General features: G+C 72.2%; 21 protein-coding genes and 2 riboswitches. Of the genes, 10 read left to right on the plus strand and 11 right to left on the minus strand.

The features are described from left to right. Nucleotides 1-5: 5 nt before the first annotated feature. The gene (locus ACQEU6_RS15255) at nt 6-1856 is read right to left on the minus strand and encodes a DEDD exonuclease domain-containing protein (RefSeq protein WP_499332510.1); all 1851 of its coding nucleotides are present in this window, start codon (nt 1854-1856) and stop codon (nt 6-8) included. A 162-nt stretch (nt 1857-2018) separates the two neighbouring features. On the opposite strand from ACQEU6_RS15255, the gene ACQEU6_RS15260 reads away from it, so the two are divergent. From ACQEU6_RS15260 to ACQEU6_RS15280, 5 genes are all read left to right on the plus strand, one after another. After that, nucleotides 2019-3425: an NYN domain-containing protein gene (locus tag ACQEU6_RS15260; protein WP_499332511.1), complete on the plus strand. Its 1407-nt coding sequence runs from the start codon at nt 2019-2021 to the stop codon at nt 3423-3425. A 276-nt stretch (nt 3426-3701) separates the two neighbouring features. Continuing rightward, nucleotides 3702-4652, plus strand: coding sequence for a C40 family peptidase (locus ACQEU6_RS15265; RefSeq protein WP_499332513.1), 951 nt, complete (start codon nt 3702-3704; stop codon nt 4650-4652). Between the two features lie 496 nt (nt 4653-5148). After that, a riboswitch (cyclic di-AMP (ydaO/yuaA leader) is annotated at nt 5149-5347 on the plus strand. Between the two features lie 118 nt (nt 5348-5465). Further along, nucleotides 5466-5634, plus strand: a riboswitch (cyclic di-AMP (ydaO/yuaA leader). Nucleotides 5635-5643: 9 nt separating this feature from the next. Beyond that, entirely contained in the window at nt 5644-6480 is an 837-nt protein-coding gene (locus ACQEU6_RS15270) for a CHAP domain-containing protein (protein ID WP_499332515.1), read from the plus strand. 39 nt (nt 6481-6519) lie between these two features. Continuing rightward, nucleotides 6520-7785 (plus strand): hypothetical protein, encoded by a 1266-nt coding sequence (locus tag ACQEU6_RS15275; RefSeq protein WP_499332517.1) that lies wholly within the window; start codon nt 6520-6522, stop codon nt 7783-7785. Continuing rightward, nucleotides 7782-9188, plus strand: a complete 1407-nt coding sequence (locus ACQEU6_RS15280; protein WP_499332519.1) for a M48 family metallopeptidase — start codon at nt 7782-7784, stop codon at nt 9186-9188. The genes ACQEU6_RS15275 and ACQEU6_RS15280 overlap by 4 nt, the downstream gene beginning before the upstream one ends. A gap of 4 nt (nt 9189-9192) precedes the next feature. On the opposite strand, the gene ACQEU6_RS15285 is transcribed toward ACQEU6_RS15280, so the two are convergent. The 4 genes from ACQEU6_RS15285 to ctaC all read right to left on the minus strand — a co-directional run bounded on the left by ACQEU6_RS15285 (nt 9193) and on the right by ctaC (nt 13569). Next, nucleotides 9193-10431, minus strand: a complete 1239-nt coding sequence (locus tag ACQEU6_RS15285; RefSeq protein WP_499332521.1) for a L,D-transpeptidase — start codon at nt 10429-10431, stop codon at nt 9193-9195. A 181-nt stretch (nt 10432-10612) separates the two neighbouring features. Next, complete coding sequence (locus ACQEU6_RS15290; protein WP_499332523.1) at nt 10613-11023, minus strand: cytochrome c oxidase subunit 4; 411 nt, start codon at nt 11021-11023, stop codon at nt 10613-10615. Between the two features lie 3 nt (nt 11024-11026). Continuing rightward, nucleotides 11027-12694, minus strand: coding sequence for an aa3-type cytochrome oxidase subunit I (ctaD, locus tag ACQEU6_RS15295; RefSeq protein WP_499332524.1), 1668 nt, complete (start codon nt 12692-12694; stop codon nt 11027-11029). Further along, the gene (gene ctaC, locus ACQEU6_RS15300) at nt 12691-13569 is read right to left on the minus strand and encodes an aa3-type cytochrome oxidase subunit II (RefSeq protein ID WP_499332526.1); all 879 of its coding nucleotides are present in this window, start codon (nt 13567-13569) and stop codon (nt 12691-12693) included. Before ctaC ends, ctaD begins: the two co-directional genes overlap by 4 nt. A gap of 76 nt (nt 13570-13645) precedes the next feature. Here ctaC and ACQEU6_RS15305 point away from each other — a divergent pair, with 76 nt between their 5' ends. Beyond that, nucleotides 13646-14824, plus strand: a complete 1179-nt coding sequence (locus tag ACQEU6_RS15305) for a cysteine desulfurase family protein (RefSeq protein ID WP_499332527.1) — start codon at nt 13646-13648, stop codon at nt 14822-14824. Continuing rightward, nucleotides 14821-15129, plus strand: a complete 309-nt coding sequence (locus tag ACQEU6_RS15310; RefSeq protein ID WP_499332529.1) for a sulfurtransferase TusA family protein — start codon at nt 14821-14823, stop codon at nt 15127-15129. The genes ACQEU6_RS15305 and ACQEU6_RS15310 overlap by 4 nt, the downstream gene beginning before the upstream one ends. Before the next feature lie 84 nt (nt 15130-15213). Here the strand turns inward: ACQEU6_RS15310 and ACQEU6_RS15315 are convergent, their stop codons facing one another. Together ACQEU6_RS15315 and ACQEU6_RS15320 are read right to left on the minus strand one after the other, a co-directional pair. Next, nucleotides 15214-16200 carry a carbohydrate kinase family protein gene (locus tag ACQEU6_RS15315; RefSeq protein WP_499340204.1) on the minus strand — a complete coding sequence of 329 codons (987 nt, stop codon included), beginning with the start codon at nt 16198-16200 and terminating at the stop codon, nt 15214-15216. Between the two features lie 190 nt (nt 16201-16390). Beyond that, on the minus strand, nt 16391-16753 hold the full coding sequence (locus ACQEU6_RS15320; protein ID WP_026405700.1) for a HesB/IscA family protein: 363 nt from the start codon (nt 16751-16753) through the stop codon (nt 16391-16393). Between the two features lie 234 nt (nt 16754-16987). Here ACQEU6_RS15320 and nadA point away from each other — a divergent pair, with 234 nt between their 5' ends. Then, complete coding sequence (gene nadA / locus ACQEU6_RS15325) at nt 16988-18142, plus strand: quinolinate synthase NadA (protein ID WP_499332530.1); 1155 nt, start codon at nt 16988-16990, stop codon at nt 18140-18142. 27 nt (nt 18143-18169) lie between these two features. Here the strand turns inward: nadA and pspAB are convergent, their stop codons facing one another. The 4 genes from pspAB to ACQEU6_RS15345 all read right to left on the minus strand — a co-directional run bounded on the left by pspAB (nt 18170) and on the right by ACQEU6_RS15345 (nt 20871). Further along, entirely contained in the window at nt 18170-18739 is a 570-nt protein-coding gene (gene pspAB, locus ACQEU6_RS15330; protein WP_499332532.1) for a PspA-associated protein PspAB, read from the minus strand. A 3-nt stretch (nt 18740-18742) separates the two neighbouring features. Continuing rightward, nucleotides 18743-19660 carry a zinc metalloprotease HtpX gene (htpX, locus tag ACQEU6_RS15335; protein ID WP_499332533.1) on the minus strand — a complete coding sequence of 306 codons (918 nt, stop codon included), beginning with the start codon at nt 19658-19660 and terminating at the stop codon, nt 18743-18745. A 126-nt stretch (nt 19661-19786) separates the two neighbouring features. Beyond that, nucleotides 19787-20065 (minus strand): PspA-associated protein PspAA, encoded by a 279-nt coding sequence (gene pspAA / locus ACQEU6_RS15340; RefSeq protein ID WP_499332535.1) that lies wholly within the window; start codon nt 20063-20065, stop codon nt 19787-19789. Beyond that, nucleotides 20062-20871, minus strand: a complete 810-nt coding sequence (locus ACQEU6_RS15345) for a PspA/IM30 family protein (protein WP_218935059.1) — start codon at nt 20869-20871, stop codon at nt 20062-20064. Before ACQEU6_RS15345 ends, pspAA begins: the two co-directional genes overlap by 4 nt. A gap of 133 nt (nt 20872-21004) precedes the next feature. Between ACQEU6_RS15345 and ACQEU6_RS15350 the strand changes: the two genes are divergently transcribed. Together ACQEU6_RS15350 and ACQEU6_RS15355 are read left to right on the plus strand one after the other, a co-directional pair. Further along, nucleotides 21005-21580, plus strand: coding sequence for a DUF3043 domain-containing protein (locus tag ACQEU6_RS15350; protein WP_499332537.1), 576 nt, complete (start codon nt 21005-21007; stop codon nt 21578-21580). An 81-nt stretch (nt 21581-21661) separates the two neighbouring features. Further along, a complete protein-coding gene (locus tag ACQEU6_RS15355; RefSeq protein WP_499332538.1) occupies nt 21662-22663 on the plus strand; it encodes an aldo/keto reductase family protein in 1002 nt (333 codons plus the stop codon). The last annotated feature ends 28 nt before the right edge of the window (nt 22664-22691 follow it).

A 22691-nucleotide genomic window follows, 5' to 3' on the forward strand; every position in this document is an offset into this window, starting at 1 on the left:
CACCGTCACCTTAGTGGGCGGCGGGGCCCGCGAACGGCCCCCTCGGGCCGCTCGTAGCTCCGGTCGTAGGCCTTGTCGATCCACTCGCGCAGCCCCTCGGCGCCGTGCAGCGGGCATGTCCACGGGCCGTCGACCTCGACCAGGCGGACACCGGGCAGGTCGAGCCAGCGCAGGACGCACTCCATCTCCTCGGCGGTCGCGCCCTGCGAGGGGGGCGCGCCGAGCGGGACACCGCCGGGCGCCTCCCCGGAGGGCGGGAACACCGTCTCGGCCGTGGCGATGAGCGCGTCGACGTAGGGCCGGGGCCGGGCGTTCGGCGGGACGGTGCCGGCCGCGGCGAGCCGGCCGTAGCGCACCACCGACAGCTCCCAGCCGCCGTCGAAGGCGGGACGGGCGGCCACGAGCTGCGGCAGCCGGGCCAGCGCCGCGAGCCGCTGCCCGCGCGCGGCGGCCCGGACGAACGCGGCGAGCCGGTCGCGCTGGGCGGCGGCCTCCTCGTAGCGCAGCTCGGAGGCCAGCCGGTCGATGCGGACCTGGGCGGCGGCCACGACGGGCCGCACGTCGCCCTCCATGATGGAGCGGGCCGTCACGGCGTGGAGGGCGTAGGCGTCGGCGGACTCGCGGCCGTCGCAGGGCGCGCCGCACCGGCCGAGATCGGCGAGGGCGCACGAGCGCGCCTTGCCCTGCTGCACCAGCCGGAGGGTCAGCCGCTGGGTGCACTGCCGCAGCGGCACGGCCTCGTGCAGCGCGGCGCGGGCCTCCTCGGCCTGCCGACGCGAGGAGATCGGCCCGAGGTAGCGGGCTCCGTCGGCGCGGCACTCCCGCACGATGGACAGCCGGGGGAACGGCTCCACGGTCAGCTTCAGCCAGATCGCCCGCTCGGGGAACTTGGAGCGGCGGTTGTAGCGCGGCTTGTGCTCGGCGATCAGCCGCAGCTCGCGGACCTCGGCCTCCAGCCCCGTGGCGCACTCGATGGTGCGGACGTTCTCGGCGAGGCCGACCATCTCCCGGACGCGGCGCCGCGTCTCCGAGCCGGTGAAGTAGCTGCGCACGCGCGAGCGCAGGTCGCCGCTCTTGCCGACGTAGAGCACCTCGCCGGCATGGTCCTCGAACAGGTAGACGCCGGGGGTGGAGGGGACGTCGTCGGCGAGGTGCCGCTTGCGCCGCTGCTCGGGGGTGGGCGCCTTGGCGAAGCCCCGCATCTCCTCCAGCGAGGTGACGCCGAACGCGCCGATCCGCTCGATCAGGCCGTGCAGCACCTCCACGGTGGCGCGGGCGTCGGCGAGGGCGCGGTGCGTCGGCTCGTTGGACGTCCGGAAGAAGCGGGCCAGCGTGCCGAGCTTGCAGTTGGGCACCTCGTCGCGGGACAGGACGCGCCGCGCCAGGTCGACGGTGTCGACGACGGGGAACGCGGGCCAGGCGTAGCCGTTCGCGGCGCACGCGGCCTTGAGGAAGCCGATGTCGAACGAGGCGTTGTGCGCGACGAGGACGCAGCCGCGCGCGAACTCCAGGAACGCCGGCAGCACCGACTCGATCCGCGGCGCGGCCGTCACCATCGCCGTGGTGATGCCGGTCAGGGCCGTGATGAACGGCGGGACGGGACCGCCCGGGTCGACCAGCGTGCCGAGCTCGCCGAGCTCCTCTCCCCCGCGGACCTTCACCGCGCCGATCTCGGTGATGGCCGAGTCGGCGGCCGAGCCGCCGGTGGTCTCCAGGTCGACCACCACGAAGGTGACGTCGTGGAGCGGGGTGCCGAGGTCGTCCAGGGTGCCCTGGACGCCGTGCCCGCGGACTCCGCGCCCCTGGACTCCGCGCCCCTGGACTCCGCGCCCTTGGACACCGTGCGCAGCCGTCATGTGCGCGACCGTAGAGGACCCCACCGACAGAACCCCGGGCCGCTAGGGTTGGGGGGCGCCGGGACGTCCCGCCGGGCGGGGGCCGCGAGGACGGGCGGGAGGGATCCCGCCGAGGGCCGGGCGCGATCCGTCCGATCGCACGTCCGCCCCGGTTAGGGCGGGGTGTGCTCGGGAACACACAGCCCACCGGCGGCGCAGCCCGGAAGGAGCGGGATCATCGACAGCGGTCCCGAAGCGACCCCCGGCGACGGGGAGCCCGCGGAGAAGCCGACCCGCCCGCTGCCCGAGGCGGTGCGGCAGGGCGTGGTGGAGGTCGCCGCCGAGCTGATCGGGTCGCTGCCCTCCGACGAGGTCCCCGCGCCGCTGCGCCGGTTCGCGCGCTTCGAGCGCCGCAAGCGCGCGAAGCTCGCGGGCCAGCACATCGCCGCGGCGCTGGAGAAGGACGGGGAGTTCCGGCGCCGGGTCGCCGAGCCGCTCCGGGAGGCGCAGGCCGACCTGGTGGAGGCGGTCGAGGGCGGGCGGGTGCCGCCCGCGGCCGACCCGGTGCGCGTCGCGGTGCTGGCCTACCTGCTGCGCCCGCCGGGCTGGACCGGGCTGGTGGAGTCCGCGCGCGAGGAGCTGGCGCGCTCGACGGCCGCGTCGGATGAGCTGGAGGCCGAGCGCCGCATCGCCGCGCTGAAGGCCGAGCTGGCCGCGACCCGCGACGCCCGCGGCGCCGAGCTCGCCAAGCTGCGCGCCGAGCTGCGCGAGGCCAAGGCCGAGGTCGCGGAGCTGCGCCGCAAGCTGCACGACGCGCGCACCCGGTTCCGGGCCGCGGAGGAGCACGCCCACACGGTCGCGGCGGACGCCGATCGCGAGCTCGCCGCCGCGCGCGAGTCGACCGCCGCCTCGGACAAGGAGCTGCGCAGGCTGCGCGCTCGCGCCGTCCGGGCGGAGGAGGCGGCGGAGGCCGCCAAGCGGGCCGCGCGCGAGGGGCGCAACGTCGACGACGTCCGGCTGCGGATGCTGCTGGACGCGCTCGTGGACGCGGCGCAGGGCGTCCGCCGGGAGCTGGCGCTGCCCTCCACCATCGGCCGCCCCGCCGACGCGGTCGGCGGGCTGGAGCCGGACCGGCTGGCGCACCGCGCGCTGCCCGGCCGGGCCCTGTCCGACAGCGACCCGCAGCTGCTGGACCGGCTGCTGGCGCTGCCGCAGGTGCACCTGGTCGTGGACGGCTACAACGTCACCAAGACCGGGTACGGGGAGCTGCCGCTGGCCGACCAGCGCAGCCGGCTGCTGTCGGGCCTCGGCGGGCTGGCCGCGCAGACCCGCGCCGAGGTGACGTGCGTGTTCGACGGCGCGGAGCTGGACGCTCCGGTCGCCATCGCGGCGCCGCGCGGGGTGCGGGTGCTGTTCAGCCACCCGGGCCAGACGGCGGACGAGCTGATCGGCGAGCTCGTGCGGGCCGAGCCGCCGGGCCGGTCGGTGGTCGTGGTGTCGTCCGACCGGGAGGTCGCCGACGCCGCGCGGCGCGCCAGCGCGCGCCCCTGCCCGTCCTCCCTGCTGCTGCGCAGGCTGGGCCGTTCCTAAGACTCCCCTAAGGCTCCCATAAGGGAGTCCTCGCCGTACGTGATCATGGCGTCACGAATAGTGGACAATATCAGCAGATGTCAATCAAAGAGTGATGAATCGGTTGTGACGGCTGTTGCCCCTCGCTAATGTCGTCGGCTGACGTCGTGGACGAGAGGGGCGAAACCGACCGTGGCCAATGATCACATCGGGGCACCGGCACAGCGGCCTGGCCGCAGGGCGGGCTCTGCGGGCAGAGGCGTCTCCCGCCGCCTCGCGGCCGTCGCCGGCCTGACCGTGACGGTCTCCCTGACCTGCTCCCCGGTGGTGGCGCACGCCGAGCCCAAGCCGACCCGGGCGCAGGCCCAGAAGACGCTCGACAAGCTCAACGAGAAGATGGACCAGAAGGTCGAGCAGTTCAACCAGAACCGCGAGAAGCTCAAGGTCGCCAAGAAGAAGTTCGACGCCGCGAACAAGGCGAGCAAGCAGGAGCAGGCCAGCTTCGAGGAGCAGCGGTCCAAGATCGCTCAGATGGCGGCCACCGCCTACAAGAACGGTGACTCGGCCGATGTCACCGGCTTTGTCGGCAGCAAGGACCCGCAGTCGATCCTCGACCAGGCGGCCGTCTTCTCGCACCTGTCGCAGGAGCGCAGCTCCCAGCTCACCCAGTTCCTCGCGACCGCCCAGCGGCTCCGCCGCGAGCAGTCCCAGGCGAAGTCCTCCTACGACGAGGTGAAGTCGAAGCAGGACGAGCTGAAGAAGCAGAAGCTGGAACTCGACAAGCAGGTGAAGAAGCAGAAGACGCTCGTGCGCCGGCTCAGCCCGCGCACGCCGTCGGGCTCTAGCCCGGGCGGCGGTACCGGCGGCACCTACAACGGGCCGGCCAGCGGTCCGGCCCGCACGGCGCTCAACTTCGCCTACGCCCAGCTCGGCAAGCCCTACTCCTACGGCGCCGAGGGCCCGAGCTCCTACGACTGCTCCGGCCTGACCATGAAGGCCTGGGCCGCCGCGGGCGTCGGCATCACCCGCACCACCAACACCCAGTACGCCTACACCAACAGCAAGCGGGTCGCCTGGAACAACCTGCAGCCCGGCGATCTGGTGTTCTTCAGCAACCTCGGCCACGTCGGCCTTTACGTGGGCGGCGGCAAGATGATCCACGCCCCGCACACCGGCGACGTCGTCAAGATCAGCGACATCGGCAGCGGCTACTACAAGGACAACTTCTACGGCGCCGGGCGCCCCTGACGCACCGCCCTGACACCCGCGCCCCGCGGGCGTGACGGGGCCTCATCGACAACGGACCAGGCTTGACCTGGTCCGTTGTTGATTTTGGGGGGGTTTGCCTTCTTTTGGGGTTTTGGTACCTTGTCACCACCCACGGCGCCCTCCAGACGCCGCGGCCCCGCGGCGCCCACCAGGCGCCCCGGCCCCACGCGGCGCATCCAGCACCCGCGTGACGGCGGCGCGATCCACGCGCCGCTCCCCCCAGGGCGGCACGCCCCACGTGCCGCCCCGCGGCGCCCGAAGGCGCCGCACGGTCTCGACGCAGACCCGGCCGACCCCGTTCCACCGTGCGCACGCCGCAGCGTGCATGGCGCTGAGTGCGCAGCAGCGGTGGCCTACGCGGGGCAGGCCCCGGACGGCCCCGGAGACGGGCCGCCGTCCGCCCACAACATCAGGCGCCGCTCGTTCGCACGCGGGAGACAGGTCCCGTGCCGGGCCCCATCTCGCCCCCAGGATCGCAGCGGCAGCGCCGAATCCGCCTCAGCGCGGAACCGGGGACCCATATCCGCCGGAGTCCGGAGAACGTCTCCGGACGGGCATTCCGGCACCCGGGGTGAATCGGCGCGTCTCTCCCGGCAGTCCGGCGAGAGCCGCCGTAGGGCCACTTCCACGCCCGAACCCGTCAGCTAACCCGGTAGGCGTCTGGAAGACAAGGAGAGAATCCCGCAGCGTTACCTGGGGCGTGGCCGCCACGCGGTCACGCCCCCACCCTCTCACTCCGCGGGCGCCTGCGCCCGCCGAGATTCCCCATCCGAACCGGCGTGCCCGCCCCCGGGCACGTCACCGCCGAATCCGCGGACCGCCGTGCGCTTGCGCGACCGTCGCGGAACCGGGGACCCACTGTGTCCTTTCGGGGTGAATCGGCCTGCCTTCGCGCGGCCGTAGGGCGGCTTCCACGCCCGAACCCGTCAGCTAACCCGGTAGGCGGCATGGAAGTCGAGGAGATCCCCCCGTGCCACGCGCGCACTGCAAGAAGTCCTCCGGCAGGCATCGCAAGCCGAACCCCTTCTCCCTCACGTGGCGGACGACCGGCGGCGTGGTCGTCGGCGCCGCCGTGCTCGGCACCGCCGCGGCCACCGCGCAGGCGTCGGTCCTGCCGTTCGGCTCCGCCCCGGTGAGGTCCGCCGCCGCGGCCGACCTCGCCCCCGGTCTGGCGGCGTACGGCGACCCGTCCAGGCGCACGTCCGGGCGCCCGTCCGAGGACGAGCCCGGGACCACCGGTTCGCCGGCCCCGGCGAGCGGGCGGGACCGGCCCGGGCGGCCGCGGGCGAAGGCCTCCGGGAAGCCGGCCGCGAAGTCGCGGCCCACCGCCGCGCAGGCCATCGACCTCGCCCGCTCGCAGGTGGGCATCGAGGAGAACGGCGGCGGCGAGACCAAGTTCCAGGAGTGGTACATGGCCACGTCCCGCGCGCGGGAGACGCTCGCGCGCGACGGCGGCTCCCTCGACGGCTACGGCGACGCGAACTGGTGCGACATGTTCGTCTCCTGGGTCGGCGAGCAGATCGGCTTCAGCGACCAGGTCGGCAGCGACGCCTGGACGATCGCCCACGCCCGCTGGTTCCAGGAGCACGGCCGCTGGGGCACCGAGCCGAGGCCGGGCGCGATCGTCTTCTTCGCGTGGGACGGCGGCGAGTCCCTCGACGACATCCAGCACGTCGGCATGGTGATCAAGAAGGTCGACGACGGGACGATCGAGACCGTCGAGGGCAACACCGACAACGCCGTCCGCGTGAAGGAACGTTCCACAGACGTCGTGGTCGGCTACGGCTACCCGGACTACCGGTCGTGACGGCGCCTCCCGCCCCGCGCCCTGCATAGGATCGCGGCCATGGAGGAAGGCCCCGGGCAGGACGCCCCCGTGACGCGGCGCAGGGCCCTCGCCCTCGGCGCGGGCGGGGCCGCCGTCCTCCTCGCCGGAGGCGCCGGCCTGGCCGGCTCGCGCTCCGGCGGCGGGGCGGCGGACGCCGGCGCCCCCGCCTCCCGGGCCGCCGGGACGTTCAGCCCGGACGCGGCCGCCGCCGTTCTCGCCAACCGCGCCCGCGCCGTCCGCGACGGCGACCGCACGGCGTTCCTCGCCACGGTGGGCCACGCCCCCGCCGCCTTCCAGGACTCCCAGTCCCGCGTGTACGGGAACCTCCGGAAGCTCCCCCTGGAAGGCTGGCGGGAGCGCATCGCCGGCACCGAGGCCGTGGACGGCGCGACCGCCGTCGTCCGCGTCGAGGTGCGCTACAGGCTGCGCGGATTCGACCGGGGCCACGTCGCCCGCACCCGCTACCTCACGCTGGCCCCGAGGGGCGGGGCGTGGACGATCGTCGGCGACGGGACGTCCCGCGGCCTCGCCGACGACACCGACATCTGGGACTGCGGCCCCCTCGCGGTGGTGAGGGGCCGCGCCGGGCTCGTCGTCGGCGACGGCGCCGGGCTCGACGGCATCGCCGAGCGGCTGGACGCGGCCGTCCCGGTCGTCACGTCCGTGGTAGGCAAGGCGTGGGCGCAGCGGGTCGTCGCGCTCGTCCCCGCCGACGCGACCGTGGCCTCCGCGCTCGCCGGCCCCGCGCAGAGCCTCGGCCAGATCGCCGCGCTCGCCACCGTCGCCCCGTCCGCCGGGGGCGGCCGCGGCGAGGACCGCGTCATCGTCTCCCCCGGCACCTTCGGCCGCCTCAACGAGCTGGGCCGCGACGTCGTCCTCACCCACGAGCTGACCCACGTCGCCACGGGCGGCGCCCGCGACCGGCGCACCCCGCTGTGGCTGATCGAGGGCTTCGCCGACTACGTCGGCTACCGGCGCGTCAAGATCAGCGCCCGGTCGGCGGCGGGCGAGCTGCGCAGCGAGGTCTCCGCCGGCCGCGCGCCGTCCGCGCTGCCCGCCGCGGCCGCGTTCGCCGGCGGCTCCCCCCGCCTCTCCCAGGCCTACCAGGAGGCCTGGCTCGCCTGCCGGATGGTCGCCGACCGGTACGGTGAGGCGGCGCTGGTGCGGCTCTACCGGGCCGCCGGGCGCGCCCCGGAGGCCGCGGCGCTGCGCGACGTGCTCGGCCTCACGCGGGAGCGCTTCACCGCACTGTGGCGCGACTACGTGAAGGAGGAGCTCGCATGAGCGAGGCGGAGACCGACGAGGGCCGCTCCGGGGGCGCCGCCGCCGGGACGCCCGGCGCCGCCCCCGCGCGGCGGCCCCGGATCGCCGCCGCCGTCACCGCCGCCGTGCTCTTCGCCGGGGTCGCTGCCGTCCTCGCGAGGACCACGCCGTGGAACCCGCTGCCCGGGCACGTCCCCGGCGGGCGGGTGACGCCCGATCCCGCGCTGGACTTCACCCCCGCGGAGATCGCGCGCTCCAAGGCGTTCGACTCGGCCGTCAACCCGCCCGCCTACACCGGGCTCCTGGTCGGCCTCGCCCTGGTCCTGCTACTGGGCTTCACTCCCCTGGGCGCCCGTTTCCTCGGCTGGGCCACCGCCAGGACGCGCCGCCGCCCGCTGCGCGTCATCCTCGGGACGATGGCCCTGACCACGCTCCTGCGCGTCGCGGGACTCCCGTTCGACGTCTGGAGCGAGTCCGTCCTGCGCCGGTACGGGCTGTCCACGCAGAGCTGGCCCTCGTGGCTCCTCGACCAGGCGAAGTCCCTCGCCGTCACGTGGGTCATCTACACGATCGCCCTGCTGCTCCTCTTCACCCTCACCCGCCGCTTCCCGCGCTACTGGTGGACCGGCGCCGCCGCGGGCGGGTTCGTCCTGGTCGTCTTCGCCTCGTTCGTCTACCCGCTCGCCGTGGAGCCGGTGTTCAACAGGTTCCACTCGCTGCCCGCGGGGCGGCTGCGCAGCGACCTGCTGGCGATGGCCCGGCGTGACGGCGTGCCCGTCAAGGACGTCCTCGTCGCGGACGCCTCCCGCCGGACGACGTCGCTGAACGCCTACGTGTCCGGCTTCGGCTCCACGCGCCGCATCGTCCTCTACGACACGCTGCTGAAGTCGCCGCCCGCCCAGGTCGAGTCCATCGTCGGGCACGAGCTCGGCCACGCCAAGCGCGACGACGTGCTGTGGGGCACGCTCGTGGGCGCGCTCGGCGTGGCCGGGGCCCTGTGCCTGCTGTACCTGCTGGTGACGTCCCCGCGGCTGCTGCGGCGCGCCGGCCTCGATCCCGCCGGGCCCGGCGCCGCCGCGACGGGGCCGGACGCGCGCCGCGGCGGCGGGGCGGCCGACCCGAGGTCCATCGCGCTCCTCCTCGCGCTCGTGACCGCCGGGACGACGCTCGCCGCCCCCGTCCAGAATCTCGTGAGCCGCCGCATCGAGGCCCGCGCCGACGCGCACGCGCTGAACCTCACCCGCGACCCGGCGACGTTCGTGTCGATGCAGCACGCGCTGTCCGTGCGCAACATCTCCGACCTCGCCCCCGACACCGCGGAGTACCTGCTGTGGCTCACGCACCCCTCGGGGCCCGACCGGATCGCCATGGCCCGCGACTGGGCGCGCCTGCACCGCGTCCCGGTCCCGCCGCCGCTCCGCTAGCGGATCAGTTGCCCTCGGCCCGCTGCTTCTCGGCGGCCTTGGGCTTGCCGCCCCGCTGCGCCGACAGGGTCGCCGCGTCCACGTGCGGAGCGGTCGTGACCGACCGCTTCAGCGCGCTGCCCTTCACCCAGTTCTGCCACTTCACCTGCCAGTACCCCCAGCCGTTCTCCGCCTCCAGCTCCCGATCGCTGCCGGTCACCGTGATGGGGTCGCCCCGCTGGGAGAGGTTGTAGAACCACTTGGCGTTGGACGGGCTGACGTTGATGCAGCCGTGGCTGACGTTCTCGCTGCCCTGGGAGCCCACCGACCACGGCGCGCTGTGGACGTACTCGCCGCTGTCGGAGATCCGCACCGACTTGTAGACGGTCAGGCTGTAGTACCCGGCGCAGCCGGGACCGCAGCCGTCCCACTCCGACGTCATGACGGTCGGGTCCTCCTTGCCCATCGCGAGGTGGACCCCGTTGGTGGTGGTGTACTTGCGCTCCCCGCCTTTCCCCATGCTCGTCGGGATCGTGCGGGCCTTCCGGCCGTTGACCTTCACGACCATCTTGTGGCTGTCCTCGCCGGCCGTGGAGACGTGCGAGTCGCCGACCTTGAAGGCGACACCGTAGTCCTTCCCGCCGTACACGCCCTGCCCGGTGCGCACGCCGGACAGGTGGGCCTGGAACGACACCTTCGTGTGGGCCGGCCAGTAGCTCCTCGTCCGGAACACCACCTCCTGGTCGCCGAACCAGCTCCAGCCGCCCTCGACGGTCTTGTCGGCGGTGACCTCCAGGGCCTGCTCGACGGCCGCCCGGTCCTTCACCGGACGGGCGAAGTGCATGATGATCGGGATGCCGACGCCGACGGTCTCCTTGTTGAACGGCGCCTCGATCGAGGCGGCGTTGGTCTTGTCCACCTCGGCCGTGGAGAAGCCGCTGCGGACCGTGCGGGTCCGCCCGTCCCGGCCGAGGGCGGTGGCGCCGACCGAGTACGCCGTGCCCGGCTTCAGCGTCCACCGGGACCGCCACCGCGTCTTGTCGGCGTTCAGGTCGCCCTCGACGACGCCGTCCTTCGTCGCCACCGTCACGTTCTCGATCGTGCCATGCTCCGCCTCGACGGCGATGGGGCTGTCCGGCCGCAGTTTCCCGCCGCCCCCGCCGGGCGACACCGTGAGCTTCACCGCGTCCCCGCCGCCCGGCGCGCCGCCCTCGGAGCACGCCACCACGCCCGCCCCGACGAGCACGCCGCCGCCGACGAGCACAGCGGCGTACCGCCCCCGGCCACCCGGTCTTGAGCCACTCACCCGCATGTGGACCCCCCGGTCGCTCCACTGGGCGATCAGGCCGCTGCCCAGCCCGGTCGCTGGAACGGCGCCCAGTGTGTGAAAGGGCCGGTACCCGCAAAAAAGCGGACACCGGCCCCCGATGGGGTTCTTTTACTGATCAGTGGGCGAAATGACCCCGATAGTACTCGAACACCAGACCGACCGACGTGAGGATCGCCGCGGCGGCGCCGAGGATCACCAGCCACCAGCCGAACACGACGCCGAGCGCCACGGCCGCGGCCGACAGCGCCACGAACAGCGGCCACCAGCTGTGCGGGCTGAAGAAGCCCAGCTCGCCCGCGGCGTCCGCGATCTCGCCTTCCGGGTCGTCCTCGTACAGCGGCCCCGCGTTGGCGCGCTCAAGGCGCCGGACCGTGAAGTGGACGTAGAACCCGATGAGCCCGGCGAGGCCCACCGCCAGCGCGAGCGCGGTCGTGCCCGTCCAGTCGTTGGACCAGAGCCAGTACACGACGTCGGTGGCGAGGAAGAAGATCGCGCACCCGTAGAACATGAACGCCTGGACGCGCATCGGCTACTCCCCCTTCGCCCCGGCCAGCTCGCCCTTGGCACCCACGTGCGGGTGGTGCAGGTCGAACGCCGGCCGCTCGGAACGGATCTTCGGGATCGAGTTGAAGTTGTGCCGCGGCGGCGGGCAGGACGTCGCCCACTCCAGCGAGTTGGAGTAGCCCCACGGGTCGTCGACCTCGACGCGCGTGCCCCGCTTCCACGTGATGTACAGGTTGTAGAAGAACGGCAGCATCGAGGCCCCGAGGATGAACGAGAAGATGCTGGAGATCTCGTTCAGCCCGTGGAACTCGCTCGGGTAGTCCGCGTACCGGCGCGGCATGCCCGCGGCGCCCAGCCAGTGCTGGAGCAGGAACGTGCCGTGGAAGCCGATGAACAGCAGCCAGAAGTGGATCTTGCCGAGGGTGTCGTTCAGCATCTTGCCCGTGAACTTCGGCCACCAGAAGTAGAAGCCGGCGAACATCGCGAACACCACGGTGCCGAACACGACGTAGTGGAAGTGCGCCACCACGAAGTAGGAGTCCGACAGCTGGAAGTCCATCGGCGGCGACGCCAGGATGACGCCCGTGAGCCCGCCGAACAGGAACGTCACGAGGAAGCCCAGCGACCACAGCATCGGCGACTCGAACGTCAACTGCCCTCGCCAGATGGTCCCCACCCAGTTGAAGAACTTCACCCCCGTGGGAACGGCGATGAGGAACGTCATGAAGGAGAAGAACGGCAGCAGCACCTGGCCGGTGACGAACATGTGGTGCGCCCACACGGTGATGGACAGGCCCGCGATGGTGATCGTCGCGAAGACCAGGCCGATGTAGCCGAAGACGGGCTTGCGGCTGAACACCGGGAGGATCTCGGTCACGATGCCGAAGAACGGCAAGGCGATGATGTAGACCTCCGGATGGCCGAAGAACCAGAACAGGTGCTGCCACAGCAGCGCCCCGCCGTGCGCGGCGTCGAAGATGTGCGCGCCGAGCTTGCGGTCGGCCTCCAGCGCCAGCAGCGCGGCGGCGAGGACCGGGAACGCCAGCAGCACCAGGATCGAGGTGAGCAGCGCGTTCCAGGTGAAGATCGGCATCCGGAACATCGTCATGCCCGGCGCCCGCATGCACAGGATCGTGGTGATGAAGTTGACCGCGCCCATGATGGTGCCGAAGCCCGACATCGCCAGGCCCATCACCCACATGTCGCCGCCGATGCCCGGCGAGCGGACCGCGTCCGACAGCGGGGCGTAGGCGAACCAGCCGAAGCTGGCCGCGCCGCCCGGGGTCAGGAAGCCCGCGATGACGATCAGGCTGCCGAACAGGAACAGCCAGTACGCCAGCATGTTCAGCCGGGGGAACGCCACGTCGGGCGCGCCGATCTGCAGCGGCATGATGACGTTGGTGAAGCCCGCGAACAGCGGCGTCGCGAACATCAGCAGCATGATCGTGCCGTGCATGGTGAACAGCTGGTTGTACTGCTCGTTGCTGACGAACTGCAGCCCCGGCTCGAACAGCTCCATGCGGATCAGCAGCGCGAGCACGCCGCCGAACAGGAACATCACGAACGACGTGATCAGGTAGAGGTAGCCGATCACCTTGTGGTCGGTGGACGACATCCAGGAGGCGATGAGGCGCCCCTTGCTCGTCCGCGGCGCGGCGATCGGCGCGCTCGGTGCGTGACTCGTGGCGGTCACTTGGCACCTCCCGCGGCCAGTGCTTGCTTCGAATCGGCGATGAACTTCTGGTACTGGTCGGGCGTCACGACCTTGAGCTGGAACAGCATCCGGCTGTGGTCGACGCCGCAGAGCTCGGCGCAGCGGCCCTCATAGGTGCCGAGCTTGTTCGCCGTGAACTCGAACTCGTTGGTGTAGCCCGGCATGACGTCCTTCTTGTAGATCAGTGCCGGCACCCAGAACGAGTGGATGACGTCGTTGGCGTGCAGCCGCACCCGCACCGTCTTGCCCGAGGGGATCGTCATCACCGGCTTGGCGGGAGCGGGCCCGTTCGGGGAGACGGGCTGGCCGACGACGGAGGCGACCGTCCTCTCCTTGCCCGCGGCGTCCTTCTCCTTGTAGTCGAACTGCCAGCTCCACTGGAAGCCGATCACGTCGACGACCACCGCGGGGTCCTTGGTGGTCTTCTCGACGAAGTTCTCGTCCCTCGCGGTGAAGTAGAACAGGACCGCGATGATGACGAACGGGACCGCCGTGTAGAGGATCTCGATCGGCATGTTGTAGCGGACCTGCGGCGGCAGGTCGTTGGAGCGCTTGCGGTGGAACAGCACCGCCCAGATGATGAGGCCCCAGACCACGGCCCCGACCGCGAACGCCGCGATCCAGGAGCCCTGCCAGAGCTTCAGCATGCGCTCGCCCTGGACGCTGATCGGCTCGGGCATGCCCAGACGGCTGCCGCTGCACGCGGTGGCGGAGAGCGCCAGCAGCCCTAGCGCGCCGGCGCTTTTCAATGCGCGGCGACTGCGCACAGGCGTACGCCGCTCCCTAGAGCGGGTCGGACTCACGGAATGCCTTCCCCACGGATGAAAGCCCGGTCGGCCGGGCGGAGAGATCACTGATTACACGTGTGGTGGACACCCTAGCGCGAGGGTCGCGCGAACCCCCGATCGGGTGCCCGGTTAGTGTTCTCACGTGGCAGGACCGAGCATTCCGGGCGGCTACTTCGACGCCGCGTCCACCGAGCCGCCGCATCCGGCGGCGCGAGCCGCGCTGCTGGAGGCGCTGGACGCGGCCTGGGCCGATCCCGCACGGCTGTACGGGTCGGCCCGCGGCACCCGGATGCTGCTCGACCGCGCCCGCGCGCGTGTCGCCGACGTCCTGGGCGCCCGTGCCGACGAGGTGTCGTTCACGTCCTCGGGCACCCAGGCGGTGCACCTGGCGGTCCTCGGGGGGCTCCAGGCGCGCCGGCGCACCGGGCGGCACCTGGTGGCGAGCGCCGTCGAGCACTCCAGCGTCCTGCACGCGGCCGAGCTGCACGAGCGCGACGGCGGCGAGGTCACGCTCGTCGGCGTCGACCAGGCCGGCCGCGTCGACGCCGCGGAGTTCGCCGCGGCGCTGCGCCCGGACACCGCGCTGGCCTGCCTGCAGTCGGCCAACCACGAGGTCGGCACGCTCCAGCCCGTCGAGGAGGCCGGGCGGGCCTGCCGCGCGGCCGGCGTGCCGCTGTTCGTCGACGCGGCGCAGTCGCTCGGGCGGGCCGAGATCCCCGGCGGGTGGTCGTTCCTCGCCGGCAGCGCCCACAAGTGGGGCGGCCCCGCCGGGGTCGGCGTGCTCGCCGTCCGCAAGGGCACCCGCTGGCGCTCGCCGCTGCCGGACGACGAGCGCGAGGCGCGCCGGGTCCCCGGGTTCGAGAACGTCCCCGCGATCGCGGCGGCGGCGGCCGCGCTGGTGGCCTACCGCGCCGACATGGAGTCCGACGCCCCGCGCGTCTCCGCTCTGGTGGACCGCATCCGGACGGAGGTACCGCGGAGCGTCCCCGACGTCGAGGTGATCGGCGACCCGGTCCGCCGGCTCCCCCACCTGGTGACGTTCTCCTGCCTGTACGTGGAGGGCGAGGCGCTGCTGACCGAACTCGACCGGCTGGGTTTCGCCGTTTCCTCCGGCAGCTCCTGCACGGCGGATACGCTGCGTCCGAGCCATGTGCTGGAGGCGATGGGGGTGATTACGCATGGGAACGTGCGGGTATCGCTGCCGCGAGGCGTCGCTTCGGAGGACGTCGGCCGCTTCCTCTCCGCGCTCCCCGACGCCGTCGCCCGCCTCCGCCGGACGACGATGAACACCTTCGAGACAGGGAGGCGGTCGCGCCCATGAGGTTCCGAGGCCGCACCAGGACCGGCACACCGCCCCGCGACGCGGCCCCGTCCCCCGCGGAGCCGGAAGGCCCGACGCCCGTGCTCGTCATCGACGCGCTCGGCCGCAAGTGCCCCATCCCGATCATCATGCTGGCCGAGCGGATCCGGGAGGTCCCGGTCGGGCAGGTCGTCGCCGTCCTCGCCGACGACGCCGCGGCCCGCACCGACGTCCCCGCCTGGTGCCGCATGAAGTCCCAGGACTTCGTCCGCGAGGAGACCCTCCAGCAGGGCGGCTGGGGCTTCCACATCCGCCGCACCTACTAGAGGCGCGAGCGCCGGGGACACGGAGAAGGCCGCGCCGGTCCGGCGCGGCCTTCTCCGTACGCCCGTGTCACGGGTGTGCGGGCTCTACGGGGTCGGGCAGGTGACGCGGGCCTCGATGTCGGCCGCGGCGTCGGCGCCGTAGGCGGCCGAGAAGCGGTCGAGGAACGAGCGGCGGCCGAGGGTGTACTCCTGCGGCCCGGCGGCTTCGAGTGCGTGCGCGGCGATGGCGTTGCCGACCTGGGCGGCGCGTTCGAGCGGCAGCTCCCAGGCGGTCGCCGACAGGAAGCCGCCGCGGAACGCGTCGCCGACGCCGGTCGGGTCGACGACGGAGTCGACCTGGACGGAGGGGACGTGCACGCCCTCCTCGCCCTCGCGGTCGATGACGACGCCCTTGGCGCCGAGGGTGGTGACGCGGACGCCGACGCGGGACAGGATCTCCTCGCCGGACCAGCCCGTCTTCTCCTCGGACAGGGCCTTCTCGTACTCGTTGGTGAACAGGTACGCGGCGCCGTCGATGAGGCGGCGGACGTCGGCGCCGTCCATCCGGGCGAGCTGCTGGGAGGGGTCGGCGGCGAACGGGATGCCGCGGTCGCGGCACTCGTCGGTGTGCCGCAGCATGGCCTCCGGGTCGTTCGGGCTGACGACGACGAGGTCGAGGCCGCCGATCCGGTCGGCCACGGGCCGCAGCTCGATGGAGCGGGCCTCGCTCATCGCGCCGGCGTAGAACGTGGCGATCTGGTTCTGGGCCTGGTCGGTGGTGCACAGGAACCGCGCCGTGTGGTGGATCTCGGACACGTGCACCGAGGCGGTGTCGACCGCGTGCCGTTCGAGCCAGGAGCGGTAGTCGGCGAAGTCGTCGCCGACGGAGCCGACGAGGATGGACTCCTTGCCGAGGCTGCCCATGGCGAAGCAGATGTTGGCGGCGATGCCGCCGCGGCGGATCTCCAGCTCGTCCACCAGGAAGGACAGCGACACCCGGTCGAGCTGGTCGGGCAGGAGCTGGTCGGTGAACCTTCCGGGGAAGGTCATCAGATGGTCGGTCGCAATGGAACCGGTCACGGCGATGCGCACGGCGTCGCTCTCCTCGTCGTGGTCGTCCGGCTGTTTCACCGGCTGTTCGAACCCGTCAGGCTACTCACCATCGCACCACAGATCGCAGCCGCACGACAGTTCGCCGCGATACGCCGCGGAGCAGCACTGAGGGGCGGTCCGCGGCCGTGGGCCCGGACCGCCCCTCAGTGGCGTTCGCTCTCGCCGAGCGTCAGTTGAAGGAGTCGCCGCAGGCGCAGGAACCCGACGCGTTCGGGTTGTCGATCGTGAAGCCCTGCTTCTCGATCGAGTCGACGAAGTCGATGGTGGCGCCCGTGAGGTAGGGCGCGCTCATCCGGTCGACGCGCACCGACAGGCCGTCGAAGTCCTGGATCTGGTCCCCGTCCATCTCCCGCTCGTCGAAGAAGAGCTGGTAGATCAGGCCGGAGCAGCCGCCCGGCTGCACGGCGACACGCAGCGCAAGGTCATCGCGGCCCTCCTGCTCAAGCAGGCCCTTGGCCTTCTCGGCGGCGGCGTCGGTGAGGACGACGCCCTGCTGCGTGGTCTCCTGCGTGGTCTCGCCTGAAACCGTCATGTGTTCAGCTCCCGGGTCTCGCTGCGCCGCGCTAGCGGCGGACTGTCGCTTGTCCTCGAAGACGTCATGCCTCTTCCCGTAGGACAACGTACCTCGCTACATGGCCATTCCGCTTATCGGCGGTGTTTAACGCCCCGGACGGGTGCGGTCTACGTCACACCGCCAACTCCCCGCCGGATGTGCCATCATTAGTCGTCAAAGCGACGATAAGTCCCGTCGCGAAGGGAGACCGCCGTGACCACCCCAGTGCGCGACCTACCGCTGCTCCTGCTCGGCAGCGGCGCCGACCCCGCGAGCGAACGCGGCGTGGACTGCCCCGGCGACCTGCCGGCCGCGTCCGACCCCGCCCTCGTCGAGCGGGCCCGCGCCGCCAAGGCGGCGCTCGGCGACCGGGTGTTCGTGCTCGGCCACCACTACCAGCGCGACGAGGTCATCCAGTTCGCGGACGTCACCGGCGACTCGTTCAAGCTGGCCCAGCGGGCCGCGGGCCGTCCCGAGGCGCCCTACATCGTGTTCTGCGGCGTCCACTTCATGGCCGAGTCGGCCGACATCCTGACCGCCGCCCACCAGCGGGTGATCCTGCCCGACCTCGGCGCGGGCTGCTCGATGGCCGACATGGCGACCTTCGACCAGGTCGAGGAGTGCTGGGACGTCCTGGAGGACGCCGGGATCGCGGACGGCGTCGTCCCCGTCACCTACATGAACTCCTCGGCCGACATCAAGGGGTTCGTCGGGCGGCACGGCGGCGTGGTGTGCACCTCGTCCAACGCCAGGCGCGCCCTCGACTGGGCCTACGGCAAGGGCAAGAAGGTCCTGTTCCTGCCCGACCAGCACCTCGGCCGCAACACCGCCGTCCTGGAGATGGGCCTCTCCCTGGACGACTGCGTCGTCTACAGCCCGCACCGCCGCGAGGGCGGCCTCACGCACGGGCGGCTGCGGGACGCGAAGATGATCCTGTGGCGGGGTCACTGCTCGGTGCACGGCCGGTTCAGCAAGGAGTCGGTGGACGACGTCCGCGCGCGGGTGCCGGGGGTGAACGTCCTCGTCCACCCGGAGTGCCGGCACGAGGTCGTCACGGCCGCCGACCAGATCGGCTCGACCGAGTACATCATCAAGGCGATCGAGGCCGCCGAGCCCGGATCGTCCTGGGCCGTGGGGACCGAGCTGAACCTCGTGCGCCGGCTGGCGAACGCCCACCCGGACAAGAACGTCATGTTCCTCGACAAGACCGTCTGCTACTGCTCGACGATGAACCGGATCGACCTGCCGCACCTGGTCCTGTCGCTGGAGTCGCTGGCCGCCGGGAAGGTCGAGAACGTCATCGAGGTGGACGAGGAGACCGCGCACTACGCCCGCGTCGCCCTCGACCAGATGCTCGCCCTGCCCTGACCGGGCGCGGGCGGACGCCGGACGGGATCACAGGCCGGGGGCGCCCCAGACGGGGAACCACCGGCCGAGGTCCTGCTCGAACGGCAGGTCCGCGCCGATCGCGCCGCGCACCTGGAGTTCGAGCGCGTTGTCGCGCTTGTCTCCGGGGAGCGGCGCGAAGGGGTAGAAGGTCCCGCGCTTGTAGAGGTAGACGAGCGCGAGCCGGCGTCCGTCCGGCCCCGCGAAGCCGGCCAGGGAGCACAGCAGGTGCGGGCCGAACCCGCCCGCCTCCAGGGTCGCGTTCACCGCGTGCAGGTCGGTGACGAGGTCGGGCAGCTGCTCGGGCCGCTGCTCGGCGAGCAGCCACGTGTAGCCGTAGCCGTCGGTGCTGATCTGGACCTTGGGGCCCTCGTCGGCGTCCAGCAGTTCCCGCACGTCGGCCTGGAGCCGCGCGAACGCGCCGCCCTCGGCCGCGCGGAAGCACACCGAGCCGAGCCCGGTCGGGGTGAACCCCGTCGCCGCCTCCAGGGTGACGGCCGCGGTCGACAGCCCGAAGATCTGGTCGAGGTCGGGCTTGGCCGGCTTGGACCGGCCGAGCAGGGTGTCCAGGAACCCCACGGATCACACTCCCCTGCTGAGCTGCTCGGAGATCTTCGACAGCTGCGCGAGCCGCCGGTCCAGCGACGGGTGGGTGGAGAACAGCGAGGAGATGCTGACCCCCCTGCCGAGCGCCGGGGTGAAGAAGAACGCGTTGAACGCCTGCGAGGAGCGCAGGTCGTTGGTCGGGATCCGGGCGATCTCGCCGCTGACCTTCGTCAGCGCGCTGGCCAGGGCGGAGGGGCGGCCGGTCAGCAGCGCGGCGGCCCGGTCGGCCGACAGCTCGCGGTAGCGCGACAGGGCCCGGGTGAGCAGGAAGCTGACCGCGTAGGCGAGCGCGCTGGCCGCGACGACCGCCAGCAGGATCAGCCCGGTGTTCTGGTCGTTGCTGCGGCGCCCGAACCCGCCCCACAGGCCCCACTGGAGCCCGAAGCGGGTGATCAGGCCGGCGAGGATGCCGAGGAACGAGGCGATCGTCATGACCGCGACGTCCTTGTGCGCGACGTGCGCCATCTCGTGCGCGAGCACGCCCTCCAGCTCGACCGGGTCGAGCCGGCGGAGCAGGCCGGTGGTCACGCAGACCACGGCCTTCTTCTGGTTGCGTCCGGTGGCGAACGCGTTCGGCACGTCGGTGTCGGCGATCGCGACCCGCGGCTTGGGAGCGTCCGACATCGCGCAGATGCGGTCGATGACGCCGTGCAGCTCGGGCGCCTCCTGGGGGGAGACGACCCGGCCGTGCATGGCGAACAGCGTCATCCGGTCGGAGAAGAAGTACTGGGCGATGAGGAACAGCACCGCGAAGACCAGCGCGGCGCCGGCCCACTTCGGCACGAAGACGAAAAATGCCCCCACGAAGACGACGTACACCAGCCCCAGCAGGAACATCGTCACGAGCATCCGCGATGTCAGCCCCCGGTCGGAGGCGTAACGCGTCCTGGCCATCCGGCCACCCCCCAGTCCTTGCCCTCTTCATTTGTACGAACGCACGGGACACGGGTTTTGTGCCCGCATGTCCATAACGCGAACCCGGCCCGCGGCCGCCCCCGAGACGGCCGGAGGTCCCGCCCGTCAGTCCGGGATGAGGCCCTCGTCCCCCAGCATGGAGCGCACCTCGTCGATGTGCGCGTCCGCCGGGGGCAGGATCAGCTCGGACGGCTCCAGGCTGTCGGGCGGAAGCGGCCGGCCCACCTTGCGGACGTTGTCCAGCAGGGCGTGCAGCGCGGCGCGGAACGCCGTCTCGTCGCCCGACTCGATCGCCGCCTCCAGCTCGGCGTCGAGCGTGTTGAGCGAGGACAGGGCCTCCTCGGCCACGTCCAGCTGGCCCTCGCCCATCAGGCGGACGATCACTGGGCACCCCCGGGGTTCTGCGGCCACGGGGCCTGCTGCGGGGTGTCCTGCTGCTGCTGGTGCGGCTGGGCGGTCGGCGAGCCCTGGTTCAGCTCCTTGGGCGCGGGGCCCTGGCCGAGCTCGGCCTTGAGACGCTCCAGCTCCATGTCGACGCCGGGACCGGAGCCCATCCGGTCGAGCTCGGCCTGGATGTCGTCCTTCGGACCGGAGAAGTCCTCCAGCGCGCCGGAGGCCAGCAGCTCGTCGATCGCGCCGGCGCGGGCCTTCATCGTGTCGGTCTTCTCCTCGGCGCGCTGGATCGCCAGGCCGACGTCGCCCATCTCCTCGGAGATGCCGGAGAACGCCTCATTGATCTTGGTCTGCGCCTCGGCCGCCGTGTACGTCGCCTTGATCGTCTCCTTGCGGGTGCGGAAGGAGTCGACCTTGGCCTGCAGCCGCTGGGAGGCGAGCGTGAGCTTCTCCTCCTCGCCCTGCAGCTGCTGGTACTGACCGCGCAGGTCGCCCAGCTGGCTCTCCAGGCCGGACCGGCGGGTCAGCGCCTCGCGCGCGAGGTCCTCGCGGCCCACCTGCAGCGCCTTCTTGCCCTGGTCGGTCAGCTTGCTCTGCTGCTGTTCGAGCTGGTTGATCTGCAGCTCGAGACGCTTGCGCGAGGTGGCGACGTCGGCGACCCCGCGACGGACCTTCTGCAGCATCTCCAGCTGGCGCTGGTAGGAGTAATCGAGGGTCTCCCGAGGGTCTTCCATCCGGTCCAGGGCCTTGTTCGCCTTGGACTTGAAGATCATCGACATTCGCTTCATCACGCTCATCGCGCGGCGCCGGTCCCTTCGTGCTGTCGCCTCAGTCGTGAACTGGGCTCAATGACCACTGCTGGGGTTCTTATCACCCTACGCGTTAACGCGCGAGGCAGCCACGATGTTCGCAGCCGGTAGGCTGATCCCTGTGTTCAAGCGTCGTACCCCGGAGGCCCCGCCGGATCCTCCTCAGGTAGTAAAGCCCGGCGGCAAGGGCCGCCCCACGCCCAAGCGCAGCGAGGCCGAGAAGCGCCGCCGGCAGCCGATCACGGCTCCGGCGACCCGCAAGGAGGCCTACAAGAAGGTGCGGGAACGGCAGGCCACCGACCGCGCCAAGGCCCGCGAGGGCATGGCCAAGGGCGACGAGAAGCACCTGCTCAAGCGCGACCGGGGCCCGGTGCGCCGGCTGGCCCGCGACTACGTCGACTCGCGCCGCACGGTCGGCTCCTACCTGATGTACGCGATGTTCGCGATCGTGCTGCTCAGCCTTCTGCCGATCCCGGCGGCCCGGCTGCTGGTCCTGTTCGCGCCGCCGCTGCTGCTTGTGGTGGTGTTCGCGGAAGGGTTCCTGCTGAGCCGCGGCATCAAGCGGCTCGCCGCCGAGCGCCACCCCGGCGAGGACGCCAAGGGCGTCGGCATGTACGCGGCGATGCGCGCGATGCAGATCCGCCGGCTGCGGATCCCGAACCCGCGGGTGCGCATCGGCGAGAAGGACAAGGTCTGAGCGGCGCCGGAGCCTGAGGCCGGGTCCGGCAGGATCCCGCACCCCGCGTCGCACGGCCGGCGCGGGGCTAGTGTCGGGGCCATGGAGTTCCGAAACCTGGGCCGTAGCGGTCTGAAGATCAGCGAGATCGCGTACGGCAACTGGCTCACCCACGGTTCGCAGGTCGAGGAGGACGCGGCGCGCGCCTGCGTGCGGGCGGCCCTCGACGAGGGCGTGACCACGTTCGACACCGCCGACGTCTACGCCGGCACGCGCGCCGAGGAGGTCCTCGGGCGGGCGCTGAAGGGGCAGCGCCGCGAGGGGCTGGAGATCTTCACCAAGGTCTACTGGCCGACGGGTCCCGGGGTGAACGACCGGGGCCTGTCCCGCAAGCACGTCTTCGAGTCGATCCACGGCTCGCTGCGCCGCCTCGGGACCGACTACGTGGACCTCTACCAGGCCCACCGGTTCGACTACGAGACCCCGCTGGAGGAGACCCTGCGGGCCTTCGACGACCTCGTCCGGCAGGGCAAGGTCCTCTACGTCGGGGTCTCGGAGTGGCGGGCCGAGGAGATCGAGCGCGCCCTGAAGATCGCCGACGAGATGGGCTTCGACCGGATCGTCTCCAGCCAGCCGCAGTACTCGATGCTGTGGCGGGTCATCGAGGAGGAGGTCGTCCCGCTCTGCGAGCGCGAGGGCGTCGGCCAGATCGTCTGGTCGCCGATCGCGCAGGGCGTCCTGACCGGCAAGTACAGGCCGGGGCAGCCGCTGCCGGAAGGGTCGCGCGCCACCGACGACAAGGGCGGTGCCGACATGATCAAGCGCTACCTCGACGACGACCTGCTGACCCGCGTGCAGAACCTGCGGCCGGTCGCGGACGACCTCGGCCTGTCGATGGCGCAGCTCGCGATCGCCTGGACGCTGCAGAACCCGAACGTCTCGGCGGCGATCGTGGGCGCGTCCCGCCCCGAGCAGGTCGCCGACAACGTGAAGGCGGCCGGGGTGAAGCTGGACGCCGGCGTGATGGAGCGGATCGACGAGATCCTCGGCGGGACCGTCATCCGCGACGCGTCCAAGACCGTCAGCCCGCGCAGGCGCCCCTGAGCCCGGCGAGCGCCCGGGGCCGCGAAGC

The sequence above is a fragment of the Spirillospora sp. CA-108201 genome (assembly GCF_050936235.1).
Taxonomy (GTDB): Bacteria; Actinomycetota; Actinomycetes; order Streptosporangiales; family Streptosporangiaceae; genus Spirillospora.

Coding starts and splice junctions, on each gene's coding strand:
- ACQEU6_RS15255 (WP_499332510.1), bottom strand. CDS start 1,856: ATGACGGCTGCGCACGGTGTCCAAGGGCGCGGAGTCCAGGGGCGCGGA.
- ACQEU6_RS15275 (WP_499332517.1), top strand. CDS start 6,520: ATGGAGGAAGGCCCCGGGCAGGACGCCCCCGTGACGCGGCGCAGGGCC.
- ACQEU6_RS15280 (WP_499332519.1), top strand. CDS start 7,782: ATGAGCGAGGCGGAGACCGACGAGGGCCGCTCCGGGGGCGCCGCCGCC.
- ACQEU6_RS15290 (WP_499332523.1), bottom strand. CDS start 11,023: ATGCGCGTCCAGGCGTTCATGTTCTACGGGTGCGCGATCTTCTTCCTC.
- ACQEU6_RS15310 (WP_499332529.1), top strand. CDS start 14,821: ATGAGGTTCCGAGGCCGCACCAGGACCGGCACACCGCCCCGCGACGCG.
- ACQEU6_RS15320 (WP_026405700.1), bottom strand. CDS start 16,753: ATGACGGTTTCAGGCGAGACCACGCAGGAGACCACGCAGCAGGGCGTC.
- htpX (WP_499332533.1), bottom strand. CDS start 19,660: ATGGCCAGGACGCGTTACGCCTCCGACCGGGGGCTGACATCGCGGATG.
- ACQEU6_RS15345 (WP_218935059.1), bottom strand. CDS start 20,871: ATGAGCGTGATGAAGCGAATGTCGATGATCTTCAAGTCCAAGGCGAAC.
- ACQEU6_RS15355 (WP_499332538.1), top strand. CDS start 21,662: ATGGAGTTCCGAAACCTGGGCCGTAGCGGTCTGAAGATCAGCGAGATC.